This window comes from uncultured Fibrobacter sp. (assembly GCF_947305105.1).
In the GTDB taxonomy this organism is placed as follows: domain Bacteria; phylum Fibrobacterota; class Fibrobacteria; order Fibrobacterales; family Fibrobacteraceae; genus Fibrobacter.
In genome coordinates, this window is sequence record NZ_CAMZCS010000022.1 from 1 (window position 1) to 25,564 (window position 25,564).

General features: G+C 45.0%; 18 protein-coding genes. 16 read left to right on the forward strand and 2 right to left on the reverse strand.

Features of this window, described 5'->3' with window-relative positions; translation table 11 throughout:
• The first annotated feature begins 247 nt into the window (after positions 1-247).
• Positions 248-1,090 (forward strand): ABC transporter ATP-binding protein, encoded by an 843-nt coding sequence (locus Q0Y46_RS10290; protein WP_297947168.1) that lies wholly within the window; start codon positions 248-250, stop codon positions 1,088-1,090.
• Between the two features lie 29 nt (positions 1,091-1,119).
• Positions 1,120-1,818: a hypothetical protein gene (locus tag Q0Y46_RS10295; RefSeq protein ID WP_297947170.1), complete on the forward strand. Its 699-nt coding sequence runs from the start codon at positions 1,120-1,122 to the stop codon at positions 1,816-1,818.
• Here Q0Y46_RS10295 and Q0Y46_RS10300 read toward each other — a convergent pair.
• Positions 1,815-3,713 (reverse strand): BamA/TamA family outer membrane protein, encoded by a 1,899-nt coding sequence (locus tag Q0Y46_RS10300; RefSeq protein ID WP_297947172.1) that lies wholly within the window; start codon positions 3,711-3,713, stop codon positions 1,815-1,817. The two genes, Q0Y46_RS10295 and Q0Y46_RS10300, sit on opposite strands and share 4 nt — an antisense overlap.
• Complete coding sequence (locus Q0Y46_RS10305) at positions 3,710-7,591, reverse strand: hypothetical protein (protein ID WP_297947174.1); 3,882 nt, start codon at positions 7,589-7,591, stop codon at positions 3,710-3,712. The genes Q0Y46_RS10300 and Q0Y46_RS10305 overlap by 4 nt, the downstream gene beginning before the upstream one ends.
• A gap of 200 nt (positions 7,592-7,791) precedes the next feature.
• Between Q0Y46_RS10305 and Q0Y46_RS10310 the strand changes: the two genes are divergently transcribed.
• From Q0Y46_RS10310 to Q0Y46_RS10375, 14 genes are all read left to right on the forward strand, one after another.
• Positions 7,792-9,864 (forward strand): peptidyl-prolyl cis-trans isomerase, encoded by a 2,073-nt coding sequence (locus tag Q0Y46_RS10310; RefSeq protein ID WP_297947176.1) that lies wholly within the window; start codon positions 7,792-7,794, stop codon positions 9,862-9,864.
• A 166-nt stretch (positions 9,865-10,030) separates the two neighbouring features.
• On the forward strand, positions 10,031-10,483 hold the full coding sequence (gene ndk / locus Q0Y46_RS10315; protein WP_290958266.1) for a nucleoside-diphosphate kinase: 453 nt from the start codon (positions 10,031-10,033) through the stop codon (positions 10,481-10,483).
• Between the two features lie 37 nt (positions 10,484-10,520).
• A complete protein-coding gene (locus Q0Y46_RS10320; protein WP_297947177.1) occupies positions 10,521-11,360 on the forward strand; it encodes a succinate dehydrogenase cytochrome b subunit in 840 nt (279 codons plus the stop codon).
• Positions 11,361-11,371: 11 nt separating this feature from the next.
• Positions 11,372-13,285, forward strand: a complete 1,914-nt coding sequence (locus Q0Y46_RS10325; RefSeq protein WP_295678095.1) for a fumarate reductase/succinate dehydrogenase flavoprotein subunit — start codon at positions 11,372-11,374, stop codon at positions 13,283-13,285.
• A complete protein-coding gene (locus Q0Y46_RS10330; RefSeq protein WP_297947179.1) occupies positions 13,285-14,061 on the forward strand; it encodes a succinate dehydrogenase/fumarate reductase iron-sulfur subunit in 777 nt (258 codons plus the stop codon). The genes Q0Y46_RS10325 and Q0Y46_RS10330 overlap by 1 nt, the downstream gene beginning before the upstream one ends.
• Positions 14,062-14,441: 380 nt before the next feature.
• Entirely contained in the window at positions 14,442-15,452 is a 1,011-nt protein-coding gene (locus tag Q0Y46_RS10335) for a DUF4332 domain-containing protein (protein WP_297947181.1), read from the forward strand.
• Between the two features lie 14 nt (positions 15,453-15,466).
• Entirely contained in the window at positions 15,467-16,078 is a 612-nt protein-coding gene (locus tag Q0Y46_RS10340) for a hypothetical protein (protein WP_297947183.1), read from the forward strand.
• A gap of 191 nt (positions 16,079-16,269) precedes the next feature.
• Positions 16,270-16,872 carry a hypothetical protein gene (locus Q0Y46_RS10345; RefSeq protein WP_297947185.1) on the forward strand — a complete coding sequence of 201 codons (603 nt, stop codon included), beginning with the start codon at positions 16,270-16,272 and terminating at the stop codon, positions 16,870-16,872.
• 72 nt (positions 16,873-16,944) lie between these two features.
• A complete protein-coding gene (locus Q0Y46_RS10350; RefSeq protein ID WP_297947187.1) occupies positions 16,945-17,592 on the forward strand; it encodes a hypothetical protein in 648 nt (215 codons plus the stop codon).
• Positions 17,593-17,709: 117 nt separating this feature from the next.
• Complete coding sequence (locus tag Q0Y46_RS10355; protein ID WP_297947189.1) at positions 17,710-19,566, forward strand: hypothetical protein; 1,857 nt, start codon at positions 17,710-17,712, stop codon at positions 19,564-19,566.
• The gene (locus Q0Y46_RS10360) at positions 19,566-20,228 is read left to right on the forward strand and encodes a hypothetical protein (RefSeq protein WP_297947191.1); all 663 of its coding nucleotides are present in this window, start codon (positions 19,566-19,568) and stop codon (positions 20,226-20,228) included. The genes Q0Y46_RS10355 and Q0Y46_RS10360 overlap by 1 nt, the downstream gene beginning before the upstream one ends.
• On the forward strand, positions 20,218-20,820 hold the full coding sequence (locus Q0Y46_RS10365; RefSeq protein WP_297947193.1) for a hypothetical protein: 603 nt from the start codon (positions 20,218-20,220) through the stop codon (positions 20,818-20,820). The genes Q0Y46_RS10360 and Q0Y46_RS10365 overlap by 11 nt, the downstream gene beginning before the upstream one ends.
• 20 nt (positions 20,821-20,840) lie before the next feature.
• Positions 20,841-22,736 carry a DUF6765 family protein gene (locus tag Q0Y46_RS10370; protein ID WP_297947196.1) on the forward strand — a complete coding sequence of 632 codons (1,896 nt, stop codon included), beginning with the start codon at positions 20,841-20,843 and terminating at the stop codon, positions 22,734-22,736.
• A 55-nt stretch (positions 22,737-22,791) separates the two neighbouring features.
• Positions 22,792-25,530 (forward strand): hypothetical protein, encoded by a 2,739-nt coding sequence (locus tag Q0Y46_RS10375; protein ID WP_297947198.1) that lies wholly within the window; start codon positions 22,792-22,794, stop codon positions 25,528-25,530.
• Positions 25,531-25,564: the final 34 nt, after the last annotated feature.

Consider the following 25,564-nt stretch of genomic DNA (forward strand, 5'->3'; position numbering starts at 1 on the left):
CGGCCATGTTCAAGCAAGCTTGACCGCGGCGCTCGCCTTACGCATTTGTCCTACTGTCTACTTCCTACTTCCTACTGTCTACTTCCTACTTCCTACTGTCTACTTCCTACTACCTCATACCTCAAAGCGACCGAAGGTCGCGACCTCATACCTCACTCCTCAAAGGCGCGTCGCGCCGACCTCATACCTCATCGCTCAAAGCGACCGAAGGTCGCGACCTCATTGCTCACTTACTATATTTCCCCTCATGGCCGCAATCCTTTTGCAAGATGTTTCCTTCCGTTATCCGGGTGCCGGCGCGCAAGCGTTGTCTTCGGTGAATCTCGAGATTCCGGAGGGCTCCTTCTTTGCGCTCCTTGGCCCGAACGGGGCGGGGAAGACGACGTTGCTTCGACTTTTGTGCGGGCGTTTCGCGAATTTCGATGGCACTGTGGATGTGGCTGAACCATTGCGCTCCGACCGCGGTGTCCTCGACATGATGCGCTGTGGCGTGTTGCTCGAGAACCCGGGGATTTATCCGAAACTCTCCGTCGAGGAATACCTGAGCTACTTTGCCGGGTTCTACGGGATGGTCGAGGGGGCTTGCCTTCCGGGGGGCTCGTCGCGTGAACGTGCTGAAATGCTCGCTTCGCGGCTGGGCCTTGCAAACCTGAATTCCCGCATGGGGATGCTTTCGCTCGGGAACCGCCAGAAGGTGCAGGTGCTGCGTGCGCTCCTGCCGAACCCGAAACTACTGATTCTGGACGAACCGGTGGCGAACCTCGACCCGGTCTCGCGTGAATGTGTCTGGAAAATGATAGAGGACTGGCGCAACGAAGAGGGCGGCACGGCGATTGTCTGTTCGCATATTCTCGCCGAGATGGAAGAGTACGCCACGCATTATGCGATTATCGATGGCGGGCGCATCCTGAAAGCCGGGAAAGCCTTGCCGGACGATTCTTGCAATACCGATTTTACCGTGAGGTTGACCGCACCTGTCGATGTTTCCGCCGTGAACCGCGCCTTGGAGGCTGCGGGAATTTCTGTGAGCGATGTGTCGGCGCAAAAGGGCTCGCTTGCGTCGATCTACCGCGAAACCGTCCACAAATGATTATTTTTATCGTGAAATTTTGAGGATTTATGCAATCTTGGACCGAAATTAAGAAAATCGAGAACCCTACCGAAGAACAGCAGCTTGAAGCTGTCAAATTGAACTGGTATGCAATTAGTTTAATCCAGAATCCCACCGAAAATGTGCAGAAGGCTGCTTTTGAGCAGAATGTGCAGGCGATTCTTTATGTGAACGGCGGCCCCTGTGCGGTACTCGTTGAATCTTTCAATTCCATGGACGATGAATCGTTCGGCAAGGCGATTGCCGCCGAACCCAACTTGCTCAAGTTCGTGAACCGCCCGGAATTGCTCCGTGCCGCTATCCGTGCCGACTGGAAAATCATCCGCAAGATAGACAATGCGAGTGATGAACTTTGGGCCGAGGCGGTGCGCCAGAACATGGATGCTTTTAAGCTCGTCCGCCATCCCGGCGAGGCGACTTTGGTCGCGGCAATCGAGCACGACTGGCAGATTATCCAGGATGTGGAACGTCCGTCGGTCAAGATGCTTGTGGCTGCTGTCAAGCAGGACTACCACGCCTACGAATGCCTGAGTATCAAGTGCCGTACCGAAGAAATGCAGCTTGCCGCCGTCCGTGCCGACTGGCGCTGCATCGAACTGGTTTCTCGGCCGTCCGAGAACGTGCAGATGGAAGCCGTGAAGCAGAACAAGGTTGCTCTCCGCTTCATCAAGAACCCGGCCGAATCGGTCGTGGCTTACTGCAACTAGAACGTGTGTGAAAGGTCAAACGCGAAGCGGCCCCAGGCGAAGGGCTCGCTTAGGCTCATGTCCTGGAACTGTTTCTTGAACGCGTAGTCAAGCCTGAACGTGAGGAACTGCCACCTGTAGCGGAGGCCGAAACCGAAGCTCGCGTCTTCTTCTTCTTCGTACAGCCCGTCGTCGGCGTCGGTGACCTTGGCCCAGTCGAAGAACTGCACGATTTGCCATTTGCGCCAGCTCCTGACGGGGATTGTCCAGCGGATTTCCTGGTTGAGCCTGAGGTATTGCGGAGTCAGGCCCGTGTTGATGACCTCTTTTTCCTTGCCGTTCTTGTCGGTTTCGGTGCTGGTATAGCTTGCGTAGATACTGCGGAAACGGTAGCCACGCACAGACCTGGAACCACCTTGGTAGAACACGCGGGCGTCGTCTTCGATGGCCTCGTTGAAGAATCGGCCGCAGCTTCCGCTCAAGGCTCCGTAGAATGTCCAGAAGAGCGGGAAATAAAGGTTCGTGGTCGCTTCTGCGTAAGTATAGGGGTTGCCAATCATGTGCGGGGAATCGAGGCCTCCCTTCAAGTTGGTGCCAACGCCTGTTGTCGGGGCGAAGCGAATACCCTTGGTCGGGTTGAAGTAGTCGTCGGTGTAGTCAAAGGTGAGTGCCACTTCGGTCTTGAGCTTGAAGAGGCGTTCGTCGTTCTTGTCCACGTAACGGGTGTCGAACGTTCCGCGGAAACGGATGTGTTGCGTAATGCCGAAGGTGAGGTCTCCACGGTTGATGACTTCGTAACGCTCTTCGATGCTGTCCGGGTAGGCCGGGGGGTTGATTTTTTCGTGGTTGAACGTCAGTCGGTCTTCAAAGCGGATTGCCGTGGGAATCATCGTGAACGAGGTCCCGAACAGGAGCGGGTTTGCATAGCCTGCCGAAATTTCTTGCTTGTGCTGGGCTATCTGGAAGTTTGTCGAGAATTCGTTGAACCGCCCGAAGAAGTTCTTGTGTCGTGCGTAAGCCTGTGCGCCGAACCCGTAGATTTCTTCGAAGAAGAACCCGTAGCGGGCGTCTCCGGGGACGCGCTCCGTGACATTGAGGTGAACGTCGGAAAGTCCGTCTGTGCGCAGGGAGTCTTCGAGGCGGATTTGTGTAAACAGTTGGGTCGAGAAAAGTTTGTTCTTGAAGGAGTTGTACTGCTTACCGTCGATGGTCTCTCCCTTGGGGATTCTCCAGAGTGACGAGAGCCAGGCTGTGTCGGAGAGCCCTTCTTCGCTCTTTTCCCCTCTGTTGCCACGGTCTTGCACGCGAGCGGTTGTACTCCTGATGTTACCCATGATGACTTTGGCGCCCGGCCTTACGCTGATTTCCACGTAGATTTTCTTGTTGACCGTGTCGAGCATTTCCACCGACGAAACTTGCGTGTGCAGGAATCCTTCTTGCCTGTAAACGTCCATGATGGTTTGCATGTCTTTGGAAATGTCGTCTTGGGAATAATAGTTGTCTTTCGAGGTCTCTAGCGAGGTGGTCTTTATTTCGATGGCGTTCGTGTCGGGGGCGATGACCTTTGTCCCGCCAAAACGGTAACGCTCGCCTTCGTTGATGAAGATGATGTAGCCGCGCTGCACGCTGTCTTGCGAGATGTGTTCCCTGCGGATGTCCAGGCTCATTTCGAGGCTGAAATATCCGCGTGAGTAGTACAGCGCCTTGAGGTTCTCGATGGATAGGCGCATCAGAAAGTCTTGCTTGGTCGTGTCCAGCTGGCCGAACTCGTCGGGAATGTCGATTTGTTCTTCTATCTGGAAGTTGGAGAACACGTTGTTCCCACGGAATTCCATGTACCACGGATGCTTTATGCCTTCTTCGGCGAGGCATATCCCAATGAGGCAGGCGAGGAGGATGAGAATCTTATTCGTCATCTTTTCTCCTCCTGTTTGTAATCCGGTTCGATAGTTTCACAGTACCCCAGGTGCAACAGACATGGATTCCAGTAACGGTAAACATAGCCGAAACCGATGTTCTTTTCAATGCGGTTCTCGTTACCTTCGGTACCTGTGTTCGTCAAGTATTGCTTGGAAATCAGCATGCCGCTGAGGGAAAGGCTCGGATTGAGGTGGTTCTTGTGCGAATAATCCTTGTCCCTGAATACGGGCAAGGTGTAGTTGATGCCGAATTCCAGAGCCTGGTCGTAAGTCGGGGTTTCGCTCTGGTCTTGTGTGTAACCAAAGATGAGGCTCAGGTCTTTGACCCAGCGGTCCAGCGAGACAGGAATCTTGAAGTAGCTGGAATCTTTTTCGTTGGAGGCGTTGCTGTTGAACAGCATGACCTTCATGTCGATATCTCCGATGTAGTCGCCACCCAGCGTGCGGTTTGCGGTAGTGGTCAGGACTTTGCCGATAGCCTTGCCTGCAAGCTTGTTCCAGTCCGTCGCTTCGCCGTTGTCGTCTGCGATACACCCGAGGAAGATGTTGTAGTAAATGGCTGCCGAGGTGGCTTCGTTACCGCAGTTCGAACTGGGAATTGGTTGCGGGTTTGTGATGGTCCCTTGAATGTTCAAGCTGACAGGGCAGGTGTCCTCGTTGTCGTTATCGTCTGTTGCAGAGCAGTAGGGGAGTTCTTGCTGGCTTGAAACATCGACAACACCATGTTGCCACGGGACGTTGTTCCAGCTGATGTTGAAGGAATTCAGGTCGAACTGGTAGATGTCCTTGACTCCGATGAATCCGTTGTTCGAGTTGCCGACGTCGCCGCGCAACAGGGGCCTGTTTGTCGTGCCGAGGACCCAGATGTCGAACGTGAATGGGAATTGGGCGAACGGAGTGATGATTTCTACGGAATCTTTCTGGGTTTCTGTAACGTGGACGGCGAGGTTGATGGGGCTTGCCGTGGAAATCTTTGTTTCTTGGGCGTCTTTCTTGCGCAACTTGATAATGGCGTTGTTGAACATCGTGATGAACTTGTCTATCGAATTCGGGGTGATTTCGATGTCCAGTTCTTTGGTGTAGACAAGTTTGTCTACCAGCAGTTCCCCGTTCAGGGTCTTGTTCTGGATAATGCCGTCTTTGTTGTGGGGGATGTAGAGGTTGAATTTCCCGCTACCCATTGCGGTGGCATCGCCAAGGGTCTCGTCGTGGAACTGGTATTGGATTAAAGGGACTGTTGCCTTGATTGTCACGGAGTCATCCGAGTTTTCCAGAGAACCGTTGATGTCGTCTGCGACAAACACGTGACGGGCTGTTTGGAATGTGTACCGGTCGGAATGGAAACTGAATTCCTTGAGTCTCAGACTGTCCATGTCGAACTGGAGCTTGCCCGAAACGGTTTCGCCGCTGTCGTTGCGCGTCTCCATTTCGTAGATGTCCAGTAAGGCGTTTTCCATGTGCCCGCGAACCTTGATGGGGAACTGGTAGCTGAACTTGGGGGGCTGGTACAGCGTGGAGTCCATGCGGATGTCTGCCGTGATACCCTTGATGCCTTCGCGCAAGTTGGCCTTCGCTTCGATCTGCAAGTCGGTCCGACTGATTTCGCTGATGGAACCCGGAATGAACCAGGAACCGTTGGCGTTCAATTTTCCTGTAAACACCAGATTCGTGTCGATGAAACCTTCGGCCCAGAGGTTGCCGCCGTTGTCGCTGTTGTGCGTGAGGCTCACGTGCCTTTCGGGCTTGAATACGTTGTCCACGATGACTTGCGTGTTTCCTGTCCATCCGCCGCCGCCGATTCCGAGGTAGGCGCTCAGTTCAATTTTGCTTGCTTCGGCGAAAAGATTCATCTTGTGAATGCAGAAAAGCTGCGTGGGAATGTTGCTGAATTCGAGATCCCTGAAATCGATGTTGCCTACGAGCCCCTGCCCTTCGTTGTATGCGATGTCGCCAGTGATGAGGCCCGAGGAGAATGTCGTGTCGTTGAGGGGTTCAAGCAGGAGCGGAATGCCGAATTCGTGGGCCGACGCCCATGCGTGGATAACTTGCACCGGGAGTGTTCCCGTGGGTTCAAAGTCCGGGTTCGAATCGTTCGGCAAGATGAACGAAGCCTCGGCCTCGACCTTGTTGTGGTTGTGGATGGCTTCGAACTTGTCAATGAATATGGAATCCCCGTTTTGCCTGGCCCGAGTGTTCATCTGCAACTTGAACGGCTTGTATTCTCCGTCGACAGCGACATCGAGGCTTGCAATGTTTGTGTCGAAGTTCTTGTTGAAAAATCCCGTGACGTTGCCGCTCAGGTTCTCGTTGAACTTGAAACGGGCGAAGGGAATCGTCTCGAAGGCCACGTTGTCAGCCTTGCTCTGAATGGCTGTGGAGTCGATGATGTAGATGTATGCCTGGCCGACGCCCCCGTGGCGCTGGGTGATTTTCCATGATGTGTGCGGATCCTTGTTGGCCCAGACAACATCGCCCACGAAGTCGAAGGTCTCCTTGGGCGTGTAGATGATGCCGTCGGAGAATACGATGCTGTCTTTGTACAGGTCGAGCGTGGTCTCCATGGAATCGGCCGTCATGTGGTAGGCGAAGGGGATGGTGTCGAACTTGACCAGGGCGTGCATGTGGGAGTCTTTGAACGAACCGTACACCTTGGTCGTCTTGCCCAGTACGAGGTTTCCTTTGCTCCAGTCAATGGCCCATGGTTCGTATGGGGAAATGTCGCCGACGTAGGTGATGTTGAAATCTTTTTCGAAGTTTATGTTTGCGTCGATGTTGGAACCCTGTCTCGTTTCCACGATGGCATGGATTTTCTTGCCACGGAGCTCGGCTGAGTGGATGGTGAGGTCGAGGGGCATTGTCTGCGGCCCGAACTGGGCATTCATGTTTTTGACGTTGCCGTAAAGGTCTATGTTGCCGTTTCTCCAGATATCGGCATCCAGCTCGATGGAGCCTCCTTCTCTGTTCTTGAGTTTCGCGTTGATGTGGATGTCCTTGTCGTTTCCATCGAACTCGATGGCAGCGTCTAGGGCGAGAAGCGGGTAGATTTCGCTTGCGTGGGCTTTTGCCGTTCCCTCGTAGGAAATTTCTCCTGAACTGATATTTGTCTTGACGTTCGCCTTGACATGGATGCCGGTTATTTGCGGTGCCTTTTGGGGCCAATCGAAGGGGAGCCACTCCTCCAGGTTGTCGACATCGGTTTCTACGCTGGAGGCGATGTCCAGCATGTTGTCTTTTGGAGCCATCACGACGAGGTCAAGGGAGTCGCCCTGCGAGTAGAGTTTGCCGTGGACTTTTAGATTGCTCGAACTGAAGTCTACGTTGATTTTTGTCCCTGCCGGGTGCGGGATTTGCGAGCCCTGGACGTTGCTTACTGCAAGGGCGGCTGATTGTTTCCCTTTGCTGTTGAGGGAGAATTTCTCGAAACTCCAGCTGTTGCCGTTGGATAGGGCGACGTTTCCCTTTCCGATATTCAGCTTGACCGGGATGTAGAATTTTGCCTTTTCAGGAAATTCCGGGGATTCCAGGGTGGTTTCTTTTGTGCTGTCTTCGGGAGGGACTTCGATTTTTGCATCCAGTTCGCCGAGGTTGAGGGCTACGCCGCGGGATTGCGGATTCAGGAGGGTCAAGTCCAGGGACACGTTCCTGAGTATGACCGTCGTCGATCCGTTTACAACTTTGACGGAGTCCCAAGACGGATTGAGGAGTGAACCCTCGTGGTAGCCGTAGGGGATAATCGTCGTGTCCCCGAAGGTATGCTCGTTCGACAAATAGTATGGGACTATATAATCAACAAACCAGGCGCATGCGGATATAGCGCCCACAACGATCATCGGGAAAAGGATGATCCTGAGGAATGTCGTAGCTACTTTTTTCAAGTGCGTCAAGAATATAGAAAAAAAAGAGCCTGTTTTTTCGTAACTTGTTGTTTTATAATCACTTATGGAGGCCTTTCTTGGGGGGCTTCTGGTATGTCGCCTATCTGTACGCTTGGCGTAACCATTTCGCAACGAACTTTTTTTATATTGGGCTTATCGGAACATTTTCCAGCCGTTTGGCTCATATGATGAGGACAGCAATGAAAAAGAAGTTTTTGGCGCTCCTCGCGCTAGGTGCGTTATTGTTTACGGGGTGCAATTCCATTGGCGATAAAGACACCATAATTGGCCGCGTGAACGGCGAGTCAATCTATCAGGAAGACATCGATTTGATGGTTCGCCTGCATGGAGAAAGCAGCAAGTCGGAACACGTGAAGTCATCAATTGCATCGCTGTTCAGCCGTAATGCCATCTATTCCGACGCCTTGACTCGTTTCCCCGAACTTAAGGACTCCTTGAAAAATCGCAGCCGGACGGTAGACAACTATCTTTTGACTTTTGCTTTCCAGCGCTTTTATGCGATGGACCGTCTGATGTTCAGTGATAGCGAACTCAAGGCTTATTTCGATGCCCATCGTTCCCTCTTTGGCGATACGACTGAGTACATGGTTGTCCGTGACCAGGTCGCAGAAAAGCTCTTCCTCGAGCGAAATGCGGATTCTTTGGCGGCATTCATCAAGAAAAAAGTAGCCGAAGGCGGAAATGTCGACACGTCCAGCGAGCAGTTGAGCGCCCAGTTCATACGCGACTTTCGTGAAAGATTGGTCAATACGATGGGGGATTCCTTGGAAAAGGTCTACAACTTGGTTTTGGTGCCAATCGTTCCGCCGACCCCCGAGGAATATTACCAGAAACACAAGGACTGGTTCATGACAGAACCGGGATTTGAAGTTTACCACGTCGAAATGGCGGATTCTGTGGCTCTTGCTGCGTTGTTCTATACCGACAGCATGGATATCGAGGAATTCAAGAAGATTGCTCGCGATAATAGCATCAACAAGGAAACGGCGGCAAATGACGGTTATGTGGGGAAGGTCCTCGAAAAGCATGTGCTGCCTTATGGTATTGGCGACATGTCGCCGATGTTCGGACAGTTCAAAGATAAGCCGATAGGTACTGTTTCCAAGCCGATTCGCACGTTCATGGGCGAAACGTTCCATGTGTTCTATCTTGCTGCGGTGGTCCCGTCCCGCCAGAAGACTCTTGAACAGGTGCGTGTTGCCATCGATAACGAAATCAAGAACGGCATCAGTTACGACCTGGATTCTACGTATGTGCTGGTTACCTTGAATGGGGAACCTGTAGTCCGCGAAAGCGATGTCAATGACGTGTATGCCGCAAATATTAGCATACCGAAAAATCGCAGGACCCATGACAACATTGTCAATTCGTTGATGCAGAATATTGCTTTTGCTCACGAGGCTCGCAAGCGCAAGGTGGACCATTCTTGGGAATACAGGGCTCTGGTCCGCAATAGCGCTCTGGAGTTTGTGTGTAATTTGTTTGAATACAGAATTAGGCACGCTGTGGATTATCCTGAGGATACGCTCAAGGCTGTGTTCGATAAAATCGGAAATCCGGCGCACCCGAACTTGGGTTATGATGCTTCCCGTGAGGATATCTCTATTTGGCTCGAAATGCCGCGTTCCCTCATGAAGCGTACCTATTACTACCGCTTGGAAGATTTCCTGCCGGACGATTACGAAACATCCGTGAATCGTTTGTTCTCCGAGACGATTGTTCCGTACCGCAATGCCAAGTGGGAGCGTGTCACGACAGATGCTTGGAGCAAAGCCAAGGTCTCCCTCTATGTGGATTCTATCAACCTTTTGCCGCAAGAACGTTCGCTTGATTCTGCCGTTTTGGCCTTGGATTCGCTCTATCATGCGCAGCAACTGGAAAAAGTCATTGTCGGTTGGGAAGGGCTGCGCAACCGTTATCCCGAGAACGACACGCTCGTGAAGAAAGCGACTTATGAGATTGCTCATGTGAAGAGCGAAACGAATGATTTTGATCGTTCTCAGCGCGAGTACCGGTCGTACTACATGCTTTGGCCCGATGATCCTAATGCCGAGAAGGCCATGTTCAGCCGTGGGTTCATCCTCACCGAGAACATGCACAAGGATTCGCTTGCTCTCGAAGTCCTCGAAGAATTCAAGACGAAGTATCCCAAGAGCGAGCTGACCGAGTCGGCCGACTGGCTCATCGAGAACATCCGGTCCGGCGGAAAACTCGCCGACGATCTGATGAAGAAAATCGAAGCGGAAGAGTAGGGGTTAGGATCTAGGATTTAGAGGCTAGGGAATATAGTCGCGGCTACGCCGCCCAATGGGACGTACGAAGTACGTGATTATTTCCACTAGATTCTAGTCTCTAGTCTCTAGTCTCTCGTCTAAAATCTTATATTTGACTCACTCACAATAAAAGGTGGTATACCCAATGGAAATGACATTCGCCATGATTAAGCCCAACGCCGTCAAGTCCGGCTTGGTGGGCCGTATTATTGACCGTTACATCAGTGCAGGCCTCTCTGTCTGCGCCGTGAAGATGCACCAGATGACTTCTGAAGATGCTCGCGGCTTCTATGCCGAGCACGTCGAGAAGCCCTTCTTCCCGGAACTCGAAGCCTACATGACCAAGGGCCCGTCCGTGATGCTCGCCCTCGGTGGCGAAAACGCCATTGCCAAGGTCCGCGCCATCAACGGTGCTACCAATCCGGCCAAGGCGGAACCCGGTACGCTCCGCTACGATTTTGCCCCGTCCATGACCGAAAACGTCGTTCACAGCTCCGACAGCCCCGAGTCTGCTGCCCGCGAGCTCGACTTCTGGTTCAAGGCCGACGAACGCTACGCCTACGAGATGCCTTCTCTCAAGGCTTGCTGCGTCCTCTAAGTTTCAAAAATAACCCCTCTCAAGGAGACACAACTCAATGCAATGGATCGTCAAGTATCTTACCTCGTCCATCGGTAAGAAGCAGATCATGGGATGCACGGGAGCTCTGCTCGCTGCGTTCGTTTTTGGACACATGGTTGGAAATATCCAGCTGCTTAATCCGGACCCGGCTGCGGCTCAGGCTTCGTACAACTCGTACTGCCAGTTGCTGACGGGCTACAAGCCGTTCATCTATGGCGTCGAACTCGTCATGATTTGCGCTGCTGCCCTGCACATTTTCCTCGCTGTGACCCTGAAAATCGAAAACAAGGTCGCTCGCGGTTCTGTCGGTTATGATGTCAACGCCCGCAAGGGTACGAAGTCCTTTGCTTCGTTCACCATGATTTGGACGGGTATCATCGTTGCCGCGTTCCTCGTTTGGCACTTGATGACCCTCAAGTTCGGCGAATACTACCTGTACTCCAACCCGGACGTGTGGGATGGCAAGATTGTCCGTGACATGTGGCTCACGACCATCATGGCTTTCTCCAAGCCGTGGCTCTCCGCCCTCTACGTGGTCGCCATGTTCGCTCTCGGCATGCACCTCTTCCACGCTATTGCCTCTGCGTTCCAGACGCTCGGCATTGCTCACCAGAAGTGGACTCCGCTTATCGAAAAGTTCGGCCTCGTCTATAGCGTCGTTGTCGCTCTCGGTTTCGCCGTTCTCGCTGCCGGTGCTTTCTACCTGTCTGGCAAGCCCGAAACGCAGGCCCTCATCGAAAAGTCCCGCGCCCTCCAGCCGCAGTATGAACAGCAGAAGGCCAACGAAGCCCAGAAGGCTAGCTTCGTGATTCCTTCTGTCGGTGAAGTTCAAGTTTCTCTCAACGCTGAATTTTAAGGAGACCACTAATGATTCTTGATTCTAAAATCCCCGGTGGTTCCATCGAAGAAAAGTGGACCAAGCATAAGTTCGAACTCAAGCTCGTGAACCCTGCCAACAAGCGTAAGTTCACGGTGATCGTGGTGGGTACTGGCCTTGCCGGTTCTTCTGCCGCTGCTTCTCTTGCCGAACTCGGATACAACGTCAAGTCTTTCTGCATCCAGGATAGCCCCCGTCGTGCGCACTCCATTGCTGCCCAGGGTGGTATCAACGCAGCCAAGAACTACAAGAACGACGGCGACTCCGTTTACCGTCTGTTCTACGATACCGTGAAGGGCGGTGACTTCCGCGCTCGCGAAGCCAACGTGCACCGTCTGGCCGAAAACTCCAACCTCATCATCGACCAGTGCGTCGCTCAGGGCGTTCCGTTCGGTCGTGAATACGGTGGCCTCCTCGACAACCGTTCCTTCGGTGGTACGCAGGTTTCCCGTACGTTCTACGCTCGTGGCCAGACGGGTCAGCAGCTCCTCCTCGGTGCCTACCAGGCCCTCATGCGCCAGGTTGCTGCCGGTAAGGTCAAGATGTTCCCGCGTCGCGAAATGATGGACCTCGTCGTTATCGACGGCAAGGCTCGCGGTATCATCGTCCGTAACCTCATCACTGGCGAACTCGAAAGCCACGTGGGTGACGCTGTGTGCCTTTGCACCGGTGGTTACGGTAACGTCTACTACCTTTCTACCAACGCCCAGGGTTCCAACGTGACGGCTGCCTTCCGTGCCTACAAGCGCGGCGCTCTGTTCGCTAACCCCTGCTACACGCAGATTCACCCGACTTGCATTCCTCGCCACGGCGACCTGCAGTCCAAGCTCACCTTGATGAGCGAATCTCTCCGTAACGACGGTCGTATCTGGGTCCCGCGCAAGGCGGGCGATACCCGTAGCCCGGACCAGATTCCTGAAGAAGACCGTTACTACTACCTCGAAGAGAAGTACCCGAGCTTCGGTAACCTCGTCCCGCGTGACGTGGCTTCCCGTAACGCCAAGCAGGTTTGCGACGCCGGTCTCGGCGTGGGCAACACCAAGCAGGCCGTTTACCTCGACTTCGCCGACGCTATCCAGCGCATGGGCGTTGCCGGTGTGTCTGCCAAGTACGGCAACCTCTTCCAGATGTACGAGAAGATCACCGACGAAGACCCGTACAAGGTCCCGATGCGCATCTTCCCGGCTATCCACTACACCATGGGTGGTCTCTGGGTCGACTATGATTTGATGTCCACCATCCCGGGCTGCTTCGTTCTCGGTGAAGCCAACTTCTCCGACCACGGTGCAAACCGCCTCGGTGCTTCTGCTCTTATGCAGGGCCTCTCCGACGGTTACTTCGTGATTCCGTTCACCATCGGCGGTTACTTTGCCGGCACCAAGCTCGAAAAGGTTTCCGAATCCGATGCCGCGTTCGAAGACTGCAAGAAGCAGACCGAAGAACGCATCCACAAGCTCCTTTCCATCAAGGGTCACCGCACGGTCAACGATATCCATCGTGAACTCGGTAACATCATGTGGGAATATGTGGGCATGGCCCGTAACAAGAAGGGCTTGGAAACTGCTCTCGAAAAGATTCCGGCTCTCCGCGAAGAATTCTGGCAGAACGTCAACGTGCTCGGTTCCGAAGGTTCCTTCAACCAGAACCTCGAACGTGCCGGCCGTGTGGCTGACTTCCTCGAATTCGCCGAAGTGCTTACGCTCGACGCTCTGCACCGCGAAGAATCTTGCGGCGGTCACTTCCGTGAAGAAAGCCAGACCGAAGAAGGCGAAGCCAAGCGCGACGACGAACACTTCTGCTACGTGGGCGCCTGGGAATACAAGGGCGACGGCGTGAAGCCGGAACTCTCCAAGGAACCCCTTACCTTTGATAACGTCCACCTTGTTACTAGGAGCTACAAATAATGAGCGGACTCAATTTGACTTTGAAGATTTGGCGCCAGAAGGATGCCAACACCAAGGGACAGTTCGAAACTGTCAAGATCAACGATGTTTCTCCGGACATGTCCTTCTTGGAAATGCTCGACATTGTGAACGAAGAACAGATGAAGCAGGGCAAGGAAGGCTTCGCCTTCGACCACGACTGCCGCGAAGGTATCTGTGGTATGTGCTCTCTCGTCATCAACGGTATGCCGCACGGCCCCGACCATGCGACCACCACCTGCCAGCTTCACATGCGCAAGTTCAAGGATGGCGACACCATCGTGATCGAACCGTGGCGCGCCGCCGCATTCCCGGTTATCCGTGACTGCGTTGTCGACCGTACCGCTTTCGACCGCATCATCCAGGCTGGCGGCTTCGTTTCCGTCAACACCGGTGCCGCTCCTGAAGCATCCGTGATTCCGGTTCCCAAGGCTGATGCCGACCGCGCCTTCGACGCTGCTGCCTGTATCGGTTGCGGTGCCTGCGTGGCTGCCTGTAAGAACGCTTCTGCAATGCTCTTCGTCTCTGCGAAGGTCTCTCACCTCAGCTTCTTGCCGCAAGGCAAGGTCGAGGCCAAGAAGCGCGTTTTGGCCATGGTCGCCCAGATGGACAAGGAAGGCTTCGGCAACTGCACGAACCTTTACGAATGCCAGGCTGCATGCCCGAAGGGTATCACCGTCGATTACATCGCCAAGATGAACCGCGAATACCTCGGCGCTACCGTGACCTACGCCGAAAAGGTTTATGGTAAGGATTAGTAAACAGTGGTTAGTGGTTGGTGATTAGGAATAATTGCCTCCACTACTTCTTGTCATTGCGAACCCCGAATAGGGGTGAAGCAATCTCAATCCGGCATTAACAAAGGACCGCAGCGATGCGGCCTTTTTTTTTGCATTCTTGAAAATAAATTAGAAGTCAGTTTTGAAAATAAATTAGAAGTCAACTGCTTGCGGAGTAGGGGGCTTTTTTTATGTGTATGTTATGTTGTGCGTCATTGTAATACGTTGTTCTGTTATATTATTACTTCGTTTGTAAAATAAAAATTACTTTGTTGCTTATCACGCTTTTTTGTCATGGATAGCTTATATTGAAACATACAATAATGTTATTTTAAACTTTTAAAAAAGAGAAAAATGATATGTCTGGTACACTAATTAGTATTGCTGGCGTTGACAACAAAATGGAAAATATTTTAGCGTCAAGAGCCGATATTAAAAGTCTAAGGCGTTTTTGTGATGCTACTCGTACGCCCGAAGAAAGAGCTGAGTTGGCGGAAAAAACAAAACTTCCTGTAGCCACTATTACTCATTGGGCTGTTCAAGCTGAATTGCTTCGTATGGAGACAATGTCCTATGACATGGCGTACGAATTTGTTGAAGCCGGTATTTATTCTGTAAAAGAAATACAAAACACAAGTACTTCTGTAATTCTGGAAAAATTAAAGGAAGCAAATCCTCGTACAAATATCACGGAAGCTGTTATTCTGAAATTACAGAAGGCTAAAGTTGATTCTGCAAGGGATTTTGTTTGTGAAAAGCCTGTTTTAAAAGAAAAAATCATTACGGAAAATACGACCCCTAGCATTTATTCTGATTTGTCAAGTGTTATTACGGAACTGGGTAGGGGAGTTGCGCGCGCTCAACATGAATTGGATCTGAATTCATTGGATATCCAAAATGAAATTTTGAAAGATGACCGCTTGTATGGTATGGGACTACAGGCTACATGGTATGTGATGCCAGAAGTTGAATTTACCATGAAAATGGATTATTCGGTTTACGAAGAAAAAAGAGAAGATGGAACTATTAGTAAAACTGATATTAGCGTATTACCTAGTAACGCGACATATTCAAACTTGTTCAAATCTTCAAAGAAAGAAGAGAGCTCTGTCAGGCTTAGAATAGTTCCGATTCCTGCGAATGATAAGTTTGTGACAAGGCGTTATATGTCGGATTTGAGCGCTGTTACGACCATGGAAGACTTGAAATCTGAATTTGAAAAGATGAGTATTTCAACCTATAAAATTACGCCAGAAGATGCCGTTGATTGGGACGATTCTACGAAGATAAAAGTGGTTGATCAGTATCCTTTGAAGAATACCCTTTTGAACCTGGGTGTTGTTCCTGAAGTTGAAGTGAAGAAAATTTAACCTGGAGAAAAATTATGGCTGATGAAAAGAAAGAATTTGCGCATCAAATTGCTGTTGAAGGTAGACTTGTTAAAAGGGTGTTTGCAGCGCAAGATTTGATAACTCAATTAAATACATTGGTTTTAACTAAAGATGATGATAAAAAAATATTAAGCAATGTTTTCAATGATTTGGACAAAGCTAAAAAAGAATATGATGCGATGAATGATGCTTTGGAAAAAAAATCATCTGAATTGGCCCAAAAACAGGTCCAGCTTGATTCTACAATGATTGAAGCTGAGAACCAAAAGGCTGCTTATGTCAAAGCTCATAATGATTATTTGCAAATGAAGGAAAAATATGAAAATCTAGTAAAAAGTAACACTGTTACTTATTCGACAAATGATATATCAATATTTTTGAATGAAACAATAAAAAAATTTAATGATGAACATTCGTCTGATAATAAACTCGCTCAATATGTCATTAACAGTATGGATGTTGATTTGAAGGTACGTGTGTTTGACGATAGTCAAAATGATAAAGAAAATCCTATCAAATTCGTTGCTCCTAGTGCCAACGAGACGTCTGAAGATAGTTTAAGTAGCATTAAAATTTCAATTCAGGCGGTGCCAATAACAAAATAGTTATTTGACATAATAAAGGTTCATTTTCATTCAGGAGGTTTGCCAAAAAGAGTGTAATGACCAAAATGGATTTCAGCAATGTGTTTGCTGAACGGTTTTGGGTTGCATTCAAAAAAGGAATATAGTCGGATAAAAAAATAGTCTGAACAGGATGTTCGAAAAAGATATGCTTCTTTGGAAAAATCTTCTGTTTGCAAATTATTAATCAAAAAGGAATAATCAATATGGCGTCAATCGGACAAGAACTTTTGAATGTTCCGTTCGGGGATATGGTCATGCAGTTGGCAAATGCTATTGCTGAAGGTCAGTTCAAAATGGACATGACCAGTTGCAAGATTGCTAAACTGATGGGCGACAAAGAGACGTGCGGAATTGAAATTCCTAATTTCGGTGATTCTTTGGAAGGTTCGGAAACAGTGTCCTTAATTGGAGCTGGATTTATGCCGACTTTTTATCAGTTTACTGATACAATCATTGAAGTTAAAATTTCCATTTCGATGTGTACTTCTGTTGAAGCCTCTGCATCGGCTAGCTTTACCTGCGCATGTGCATCTGTGAGTGCGTCCTTTTCGGCAAAGTATTCTTACTCTGCGGAAGGTTCTAGCTTGATTAGGACGAAAATCACACCTGTTCCTCCCAACACGTTCATGCAGAAACTGCTGGATTTGAAGGCTCAGTTGGAACAGAAAAAATTCGAGAAAACTTTTAAGTTAATCGAAGAAAAAGTTGCGAAGGAAGAAACTGCTAGTGATAGCCCTGCTCCTGCAACTGAAACGAGTTCGGATTCTTCGTAAGAAAACGATTCGGTTACCTAAACAAATAAACAATTAACAACAAACAACAACTAACAAAAAAGGAAAAATAATATGAGTATTGGACAACAATTACTGGATGTGCCGTTCGGCGATATGGTGGCTAGCCTGGGTATGGCAATTGCTGAGGCTCAGTGTGCCTTGGATCACAATTCCATCGAAATTTTAAAATTGATGGGTGAAGCGGATACGGTTGAACTGCCTATGGTTACCATGTCTTATCGGAGTGGTCAAAATAATCGAGACAAAAATTATGGCATAGAAATTGTCGATACCCCGTACAAAACATCGATGATTGGAGCCGGTTTCCAGCCGACATTCTATCAGTTTGCTGAAACGGTAATCGAAGTGAAAATGGCAATTTCCATGAGCTATGAATCTTCTTCGGAACGTAATGTCAAAACGGAAACTAAAACCAACAAGAAAAACTTCTGGAGAAATAAGTCTACAGCAAGAACGACTACGGTAGATGCAACTTATTCTAGCAAGTATAATTACAGTGCAGAAGGCTCAAGCTTGCTGAGAACTCGTTTGGTTCCTGTTCCGCCTAATACGATTATTGCGCAAGTGATTGATATGAGAAATCAGGCAATGAACAAGATTTTTGAACTTGAATCTCAGCGTGTAACTGCTGAAATTGAAGCTGCTACTAAGAAGCTGGAAGAAGAGCAAACCTCTCCAACCTCTTCAACTAACGAATAAAAATTCTAATGATTTGATACCGATTGTGTCGAATCTTTAGCTTGTTAAAATGAGCATTTTTGATGAAAAAATCATTGAAAGTGCTCATTTACAAATTTTTCCCTTCGATAAAAAAATATGAATGAAAATGAAATTATAGATGAATCGTTATTAGAAAATATCGAAGGCTTATTGTTTTCGGAAGAATATGCTGATTCCGAAGACAACTCGTCAATTATATCCGAAATAGCCGATGCGGATATTCCTGCAGAAGAAGAAAATTCCAATGGGGATGGCGAAGATGCCTCGGCGAAGGGTTCTGGCAAGAATGATTCTCAAAAAGCAAATGTTAAAGAAAATGTCTTAAACATTGATTTTTCTGAGGATTTTTTTGAAAATGGATTTGGTTCTCTTGCTATAGAAAAAATACGGGATTCCATAAGAGGTAATAGAGGCTCAAAACGTTTTTTTATAGAAAAAAACTCTATAAAAAAAGATGGATTGATAACGAATTTTCCTGTATGGACTTATGATGATTCTGAAAGGTCTTCTTTTGATTCTTGTATGAAGGCTGGTCTTGGCATCAAGTCCTTGCGTGAATCTGTAGAAAATTTAAAAATTATTAATGCTCCAGTTGTTGATTTGGAAAAGTCTGTTTTTCCTGTGGAAAATGTCTCTACGGCGGGGGGTTCGCGTTATTCTGTGGGGACAAGCAAAGAAGTTGAAAGTCCTTCTGTATGTACGGAAAAATCTAAGGCTCCTATAGAAAAAAGTAGACCGATGATTGCCGCACCTATTAAGGAGCCTGATGTTTCTAAAAAAACAGAGCCATTTGCAAATCGAAAAAAGACAAAACTTCCCGCAAGAGAGGTTCTTGGCGTAGAAAAGCCGAACAAGGTCGAAACCAGCAAAGATGCAAAATTCAGCGCCATAAGTACGGGACCATCTAAGGCTTCTAGAGATTCTGAAAAAACGAGTGCGATGTCGAATTTCGAAAAGCCGAAATTCGTCGCAAGAGAAGTACTTGGCGTAGAAAAGCCGAGTAAGGCAGAATCCAGTAAAGACGCAAAATTCAGCGCCATAAGTACGGAATCGTTAAAGGCTTCTAGAGATTCTGAAAAGACAAATGTGATGGCGGATTTCGAGAAACCGAAAACCGTCGCCAGAGAGGTTCTTGGCGTAGAAAAGCCGAACAAGGCCGAAACCAACAAAGATGCAAAGTTCAGCGCCATAAATCCGGAACTGTCTAAAGCTTCTAGAAATTCTGAAAAGACAAGCGCGATGCCGGATTTCGATAAACCGAAAACCGTCGCCAGAGAGGTTCTTGGCGTAGAAAAGCCGAGTAAGGCAGAATCCAGTAAAGACGCAAAATTCAGCGCCATAAGTACGGAATCGTTAAAGGCTTCTAGAGATTCTGAAAAGACAAATGTGATGGCGGATTTCGAGAAACCGAGATTCGTCGCAAGTGAAGTGCTAGGCGTAGAGAAACCGAGTAAACCAGAAACCGGTAAAGAATCGAAATTCAACTCTATAAATACAGAACCTCCCAAGGCTTCTTCTATTAATCCTGAAAAATCAAGGGATTCTATAAATTCGGAAAAAGTAAAGCCCGCGCCCCAAAAAGATTTCGCTGAAATAAAGAGTGATTATAAAAACATTGCTTCGAATAGCGCTATTTCTATTACAGGTGATAGAAGTCTTAATATGACGTCATCTTGTTCTCAAAAACAAGATGAAATGTTTTTTGATACCGATAATAACGGTAAAAGAAATGCTTTTGAAAACGGGTCTTTTAATGTATTAAGAAAAGGTATTTTCAAATATATGGTTCAAAAAAGAACATCTTTCTTTTCTTTGACGGAACGATCTTTGACTAAAAAGAATATCGATAATGCTTTCGAAAAAAAATCAAGGATTTCGATGTTTAGTGAAAAAAGAATTTCTGCTTATGATTGTATGAAGAATGATTTTAAACGTAAAAAGGAACTATTTTAATGGTAACAGTAGGATTTGATGAACAGATTGAATTAATTGTTAAACAATTAATTGAAAAAATTAATACTGCAATATCTTTTGCTTTAGATGAATCTAAAAGCTTTGAACAAGCTGAGTTGATTTTCAATGAAGCGATTACAGTATTGGTGTATTATCAATGTGGCGATACCGCTGCGGAGCAACTTATAAATTTTTCAAAGATTGCCTATTTTAGGAAAGAATGTCGAAAAGCTTTGTTGTTTGCGTCTGATGCAGTCGAAAAAAGTACATCGGAGGAAATGCGAAATAAAGCTTTAGACAATATTCATAATATGGCTTTTAAATTATTGGAGTATATTCTGATCAATGAGAATAGTAAGGAATGTATAACTTTTGAAGATGTACAAGGCTTTATTATGCCTCAGGATTATTGCTTGGCGTTGCAAAATGCTTATGATGCGAAGACCCGTATTAAAACTAAAGAAGACCAAACTTTTCTTACGGGCGTATTGACCAAGCTTTCTTTAGAAATGCTGAGACAAGGCCTGAGACAAGAAAAAAACAAGAATTATGTGGATGCATTATTACTGTTGAGAACGGTTCTTCCTTTTTTGAATCCCAAAAGAGCGGAACTCGTAAGTAAAGAAATCGAAAAATTGGAGAAACTGAATCATGAAAACTAATCCGTTGCAAAACATTGCCGATACCCTTCTTAAAATGGATAAAAAAGCGGCGCTATTTTTGGCTGATCAAAACTATGATGAAGCGCTTAATGCTTATGAAGAAATATTAAAGGCGCAAGAACAACTGAAATTGGAAAAACTTTGCGGCCAGACTTTGTTGAATATTGCCAACATATACATGGTTCTAAATGATTATGATAAAGCCTTTGAATGTATAAATAAAGCCGCTTCGTTAAAAACAATGCAAACGAATAATAATGATAGGGGTAATCTTAAACTTTGTTATGCCAATTGCTTGTTTAAGTTGGGTAAGGCGAAAGAAGCTGAATCAGAATTGAAAAAAGAACTGGTGAAAAATTACAGCAAAACATTGTATGGTAAAATGGAATTGATGCTGTTTTCATATTATATGGAAATCAATAACAAGGCCGCCGCAAGGACGAGTGTTGATAAAGCGATAAATCATTTTAAACTGGACAAAAATACCAATGAATTGTTACGTGCTTTGCATGCCCGTGTCAATTATTTTAAATCAGTTGGCCAAGAACACTATGCCCGTTATGATGAAATTGAAATTGAAAGATTAATGTAAAATTAAAAGGAGAATAATAAATGAACTTAGACAGTCATTATTATGGAACGTATTTTATCGCAAGACAAGCAGGATGGAGTAATGAAGATGCTTGCAAAATCGCTTGGGCGGCAGAAACGGTTGATCAAGCATATTTAACGGAGTTGTCGAAATTATATAAAACAAAAAATTCAGATGCAGAAAAGAAGAATGTAGCACGAGTAACAACAATTCTGGATCCTTGGGATGATATGCGGAAAACCAAAACCTTTACGTATGCGTATAGGTATTGGATTATGTTCTCGTGGATGCCATTTCATTTCTTGCCCGAAATTCCCTCGAAGACACTAGATATTCCTGAGTTAGAATCAAATGTTGAATTTAAAAAATTAAATGACTCAGAAAGAGCACACGCCAAATTAAGTGAAAATATTTATAAAGAAGATTTTTTGCAAATATGCAAAACATCAACGAATTTGTGTAAAGAAATGATTGAAAAGGCTAAGAGTGTTTATAATGAGATTATGAACTATATTAAGCAGAATCTTCAATCGACTAATGATGAATATACCCCAGATGCTAATCAAATACAAGCGTATTGCGAAAGAAAGAGAGATGAAGCTTTGTTTAGAATAGGAATCTGCATGCATGTTTTGGCTGACACATGGTCTCATCAAGGGTTTTGCGGTAATGGTGATGTTTTTATAAACAATGTTAATGTTACAAAGAAAAATGAATATACTGATGAAGATGGAACAAAGATGTGGTTGGGGGATGCTTTTGCTGTAAGTGACTGTCATGTTTTTTCCACTTATTGGGCAGGGCATGGTACGGCATTGCATAATCCCGATATTCCAGCAATGGATTATAAGTATAAACATCCATACTCAAATATTGAGATACATGCAAACAATGTAGATCGTTTTTTAAAAGCGTTCTATCAAATGTATGTATCGCTTCGCTATATTTGCAATGATGAAAATAATTTTACGTTAGACGAAAATAGTGATAAGTTAAAGAACATAAAGCTTCAACAAAAAAACGAAAATTTATATAATATTTTAGAAAAAATTTTCAAAAACAGCAAAAAATATGAGGACAAAGACGAGGAAAATAAATGCACGGAATGGAAGAATGTGCTTCGCGAAATGTATGGAGAAAATAATTACTGTCCCAAATACTGTTTAACAGAATCAAACTCTTACAAAAAACTAGAAATTTTTTTGCATCCTGCGGAAGATCATCGAAATTTCATCATGGAAAAGATGGGATATGAAAACAAAATCCCAGTAATAACGAAAATTATAGATAGCCTTGTTAATGGATCCTCAATAAATGATATCAAAATGGATTCTGATGGAAATGAACTTAAAAATGCGGATGAAAATAATGTTATTAGAGTTGACGTAACAGATTTTGATGATAAGTTAACATCGTATTTTGCAAAAGAGATGAAGAAGTTCGACGCAGTTAAAGTTGATGTAACAGATTTCAATGGTATATCAACATCATATTTTGCAAAAGAGATGAAGAAGTCCGACGCAGTTAAAGTTGATATAACAGATTTCAATGGTATATCAACATCATATTTTGCCAAAAAAGTAAATACAAAAGAAACGAATGCACAAGTTTATTATTTGGCAAGCGCTGACGATATTCCCGACACTGATTCAAATCCATCGTCAAGTCCCTCAACGGAGGCCTCTGCTGTAGCCTTAAATGATGGATCTTCAACCGATTCAAATCCTTCAAATGGAGGTAGTTCGACGGTTGCGTCAAATGGAGAAGCGAATTCAAGTTCTAATGGTAGTAATAATGGGGGTAATGTTACTATAGCTTCAAATAGTTATAATTCCGGTGTTTACGATTATAATCCAATTGGTGATTTCCATTATAATTTAGGCCCAAATTGTAAGGGCGATTCGAGAAATGCATAATTGTTTGTGAAAAAAATAATGGCTATTTGGCTTTTGAAAAGGTTGTTGTCTAATTATGAACAAAATTTATTACAATCAAATTGAGCTTCTTGAATGGAATCAATTGTGTGTTTCGGTGAAGGATATGCCTGAGAACATACTTGCGGAAGCTTCGGGAAATGTTGTATTTCTTGCAAGAAAATTTTTTAATAGTGTGCTTAAGAGAAATGTATCAGTTCGTTTTTTTTTGCAGGTATTACTACATGAGTTTGTTCATATTTACCAACAAGCAATTTTATCTTCTAAAATGCAAAGAGCAGAATTTGATGCTTTTATAGAAGAAAATCAGAATCAATTGGAATACGAAGCGTCTATAATTGCGCAAAGACTTGTTTTGACTGGAGAATGGAAAAAAATTTTAGGCATGTTTTTTTCAAAAAAAAATGCTGGGCGGCTTGGTCTTTGTTGCTATAGAAATGTGAAACCGCTTACATGGGCTGTTGATGGGTATGCTTCGGCTTATATTAAAAATGGTAGCAAACATGTTGATCAATATAAAAAAACTATAGAGACGCTTTCTAAGGATTATCCAGATGATTTGACAAAAATGTATTTGGATGTACAAACTGATTGTAAGGTTACTGGAATTCATGAAACATTTACTGTGGACGCTTTGGGGAAATTGCTGGATGATTTGTCCGCTTCTGTTCGTTTTAAAACAGCATTTGATGATGGGATAATAGAACGACATAACAATCTTGTTCGTCAAATTAATAAATGTAATGATCAGATTAAAGCGTTGAAAATGTGGCATGATGAACTACTAAAAGAATCTTCTGAAAATGATATGACTCTTTTGTTGCAAGTGGATAAAGAAATTGAAGACTGTGAAGATCAAATAAAAAAATATAAGGATCTAATAAAAATTAATCCAAATCAGCCTGTTGAATGGAATGAAAAATCTTATGTGGTGAAGACAGATGTACATGCTTTTCGTGGAAATGGAAAGTGTACTGCTGTTGAATTTAATGCAATTGCTGATTCTGTTAGAACAGGAATTCGCGAAACTACATACATAAAACGTTTAAAAGATGAAGATGTATATGTTCTTATAAAACAAAAAAGTTCTTTTGCTGATGAACCTGTATTAAGAAAGTTAGATATGTCGTCTGTTATTTTGGGCTCTAGTGTAAATGACAGATTTCATTATGGCAATGTTGCGTTTGGAATACATTATATTGCGGAAGATGATTCGTTCTTAAATTCAAGTCATCATGGATTTATGCAATTTCTGCATTCAATGGATTGCAGTGGTGGCAATCGTCAATTAAATAGAAAAAAAATATTACGTTGGATGGAATTTTGTATAGATGTTTTCTATAATATTGAGGTTGAACCCATCAATATTGATAGTGGTAAAAGAAAAAAAATTCAAGAATTGTCTTTTATTGATTATTTGACATTGATTGATGAAAAGGATGTTTTTTGGGCTATGATTGGAGAGATGCTCAAAAGTTCTGATAAAAATTTCCCTGTACAATATAAACCAAATACACAAAAAACTGAAGATGATCAAATTGAATTTGGACATAAAATTGTCGATTTTTTGAAAGAGCATGCAACATATCTTGTCGATGAATGGTATTGTGATGAAATTTGTATCAATTTCAAAGTTGAAAAGAAATCAATGAGTTCTTTTGCTCAAATGACTATTGGAGAATTTTTTGGAAATAATTCCAAATTAGATGCGGGATCGGTTGCTTTAGGAATGGCTGTTCATATAATCCAAGATAGCTTTGTTCCTTCGCATTCGAAAAGGTGTTTTAATCCATTTCAAGTCTTTCCATATGACGATTCGTTTGAGGTTGATGTTAAAAGTGAAGAAGATAATATTTCTATTAATATTGATGTTTTCAACATTGAGGAGTTTAAGGTATATGAAAAAAATTATGAGAAGAAAACGGATGGTATTGAAAAACAAAAAAAATTTCGCGATTATTTGACATTGATGGCGCCTCCCATAATTTTGTTTGCAGATTATAGTGAACAAGATGATAAAAAACATCAGCATGCAGATGTTTTTATAAGGCCCTATCTTGTGGCTAATGGAAATGTTCAAAATAACTATGTAAATCCAAATGCAAAGTCTGGTAATAACCATACAGAATTTTATAAACATACATTAAATGCTGACATGGCGAGAGATTGCTCGGAAGCATTTTTATATATGGCTGTTGTTGGATATAGTAAAAAAGATATTATTGCTTTTGTGAAAGGTCTTTATAAATTGGCAGATCGTAACAAAATATTAAACAATACTCGTTCTGGTTTTCAGTATCAAAAAGAAGGAATTAAGGAGAGTGAGCAACTTTTGTGTTATAACACAAAGCAAACATTAGTTATTCGTTCGATTATATATAAAAAAATGATTCAGAATATAAACGAAATGATATTAGACGTGGTCAAATCGTTTCCTTTCGATTTTATTAGAAATAAGGGAAAGAAAATCGAAGGGTATTTAAAAAAAATAGATTTGATTAATAAATCATTTAGTGAAATATTAGATGACTGTATTTATATAAACAAGGAAATATGTTCTAAAGATGGTGATCCGTTGAAAAATCAAATGCGAAGTGGTGGGAAAGTCGTATTAAAACAGTTGTATGAAGAAATGATAAAATGTTGCAATAGTTGCGAACGCGTATTGGATTATTATGTGGGATGGAATAAATATAAAAATGACATGATAAAAAAAAGAATAAGTGCCTTTATTCAAGTAAGTTCGTTGGTGAATAACCTGAAAAAAGAATTATAAATGAAATTATATGCACACATCCTCTTCCCCAAAA

Excerpts from the sequence above, each read along its gene's own strand:
- Q0Y46_RS10365 (WP_297947193.1), top strand. The coding sequence starts at position 20,218 with ATGAAAACTAATCCGTTGCAAAACATTGCCGATACCCTTCTTAAAATG.
- Q0Y46_RS10350 (WP_297947187.1), top strand. The coding sequence starts at position 16,945 with ATGAGTATTGGACAACAATTACTGGATGTGCCGTTCGGCGATATGGTG.
- Q0Y46_RS10360 (WP_297947191.1), top strand. The coding sequence starts at position 19,566 with ATGGTAACAGTAGGATTTGATGAACAGATTGAATTAATTGTTAAACAA.
- Q0Y46_RS10375 (WP_297947198.1), top strand. The coding sequence starts at position 22,792 with ATGAACAAAATTTATTACAATCAAATTGAGCTTCTTGAATGGAATCAA.
- Q0Y46_RS10320 (WP_297947177.1), top strand. The coding sequence starts at position 10,521 with ATGCAATGGATCGTCAAGTATCTTACCTCGTCCATCGGTAAGAAGCAG.
- Q0Y46_RS10325 (WP_295678095.1), top strand. The coding sequence starts at position 11,372 with ATGATTCTTGATTCTAAAATCCCCGGTGGTTCCATCGAAGAAAAGTGG.
- Q0Y46_RS10290 (WP_297947168.1), top strand. The coding sequence starts at position 248 with ATGGCCGCAATCCTTTTGCAAGATGTTTCCTTCCGTTATCCGGGTGCC.
- ndk (WP_290958266.1), top strand. The coding sequence starts at position 10,031 with ATGGAAATGACATTCGCCATGATTAAGCCCAACGCCGTCAAGTCCGGC.
- Q0Y46_RS10295 (WP_297947170.1), top strand. The coding sequence starts at position 1,120 with ATGCAATCTTGGACCGAAATTAAGAAAATCGAGAACCCTACCGAAGAA.
- Q0Y46_RS10370 (WP_297947196.1), top strand. The coding sequence starts at position 20,841 with ATGAACTTAGACAGTCATTATTATGGAACGTATTTTATCGCAAGACAA.
- Q0Y46_RS10330 (WP_297947179.1), top strand. The coding sequence starts at position 13,285 with ATGAGCGGACTCAATTTGACTTTGAAGATTTGGCGCCAGAAGGATGCC.
- Q0Y46_RS10340 (WP_297947183.1), top strand. The coding sequence starts at position 15,467 with ATGGCTGATGAAAAGAAAGAATTTGCGCATCAAATTGCTGTTGAAGGT.
- Q0Y46_RS10310 (WP_297947176.1), top strand. The coding sequence starts at position 7,792 with ATGAAAAAGAAGTTTTTGGCGCTCCTCGCGCTAGGTGCGTTATTGTTT.
- Q0Y46_RS10335 (WP_297947181.1), top strand. The coding sequence starts at position 14,442 with ATGTCTGGTACACTAATTAGTATTGCTGGCGTTGACAACAAAATGGAA.
- Q0Y46_RS10355 (WP_297947189.1), top strand. The coding sequence starts at position 17,710 with ATGAATGAAAATGAAATTATAGATGAATCGTTATTAGAAAATATCGAA.
- Q0Y46_RS10300 (WP_297947172.1), bottom strand. The coding sequence starts at position 3,713 with ATGACGAATAAGATTCTCATCCTCCTCGCCTGCCTCATTGGGATATGC.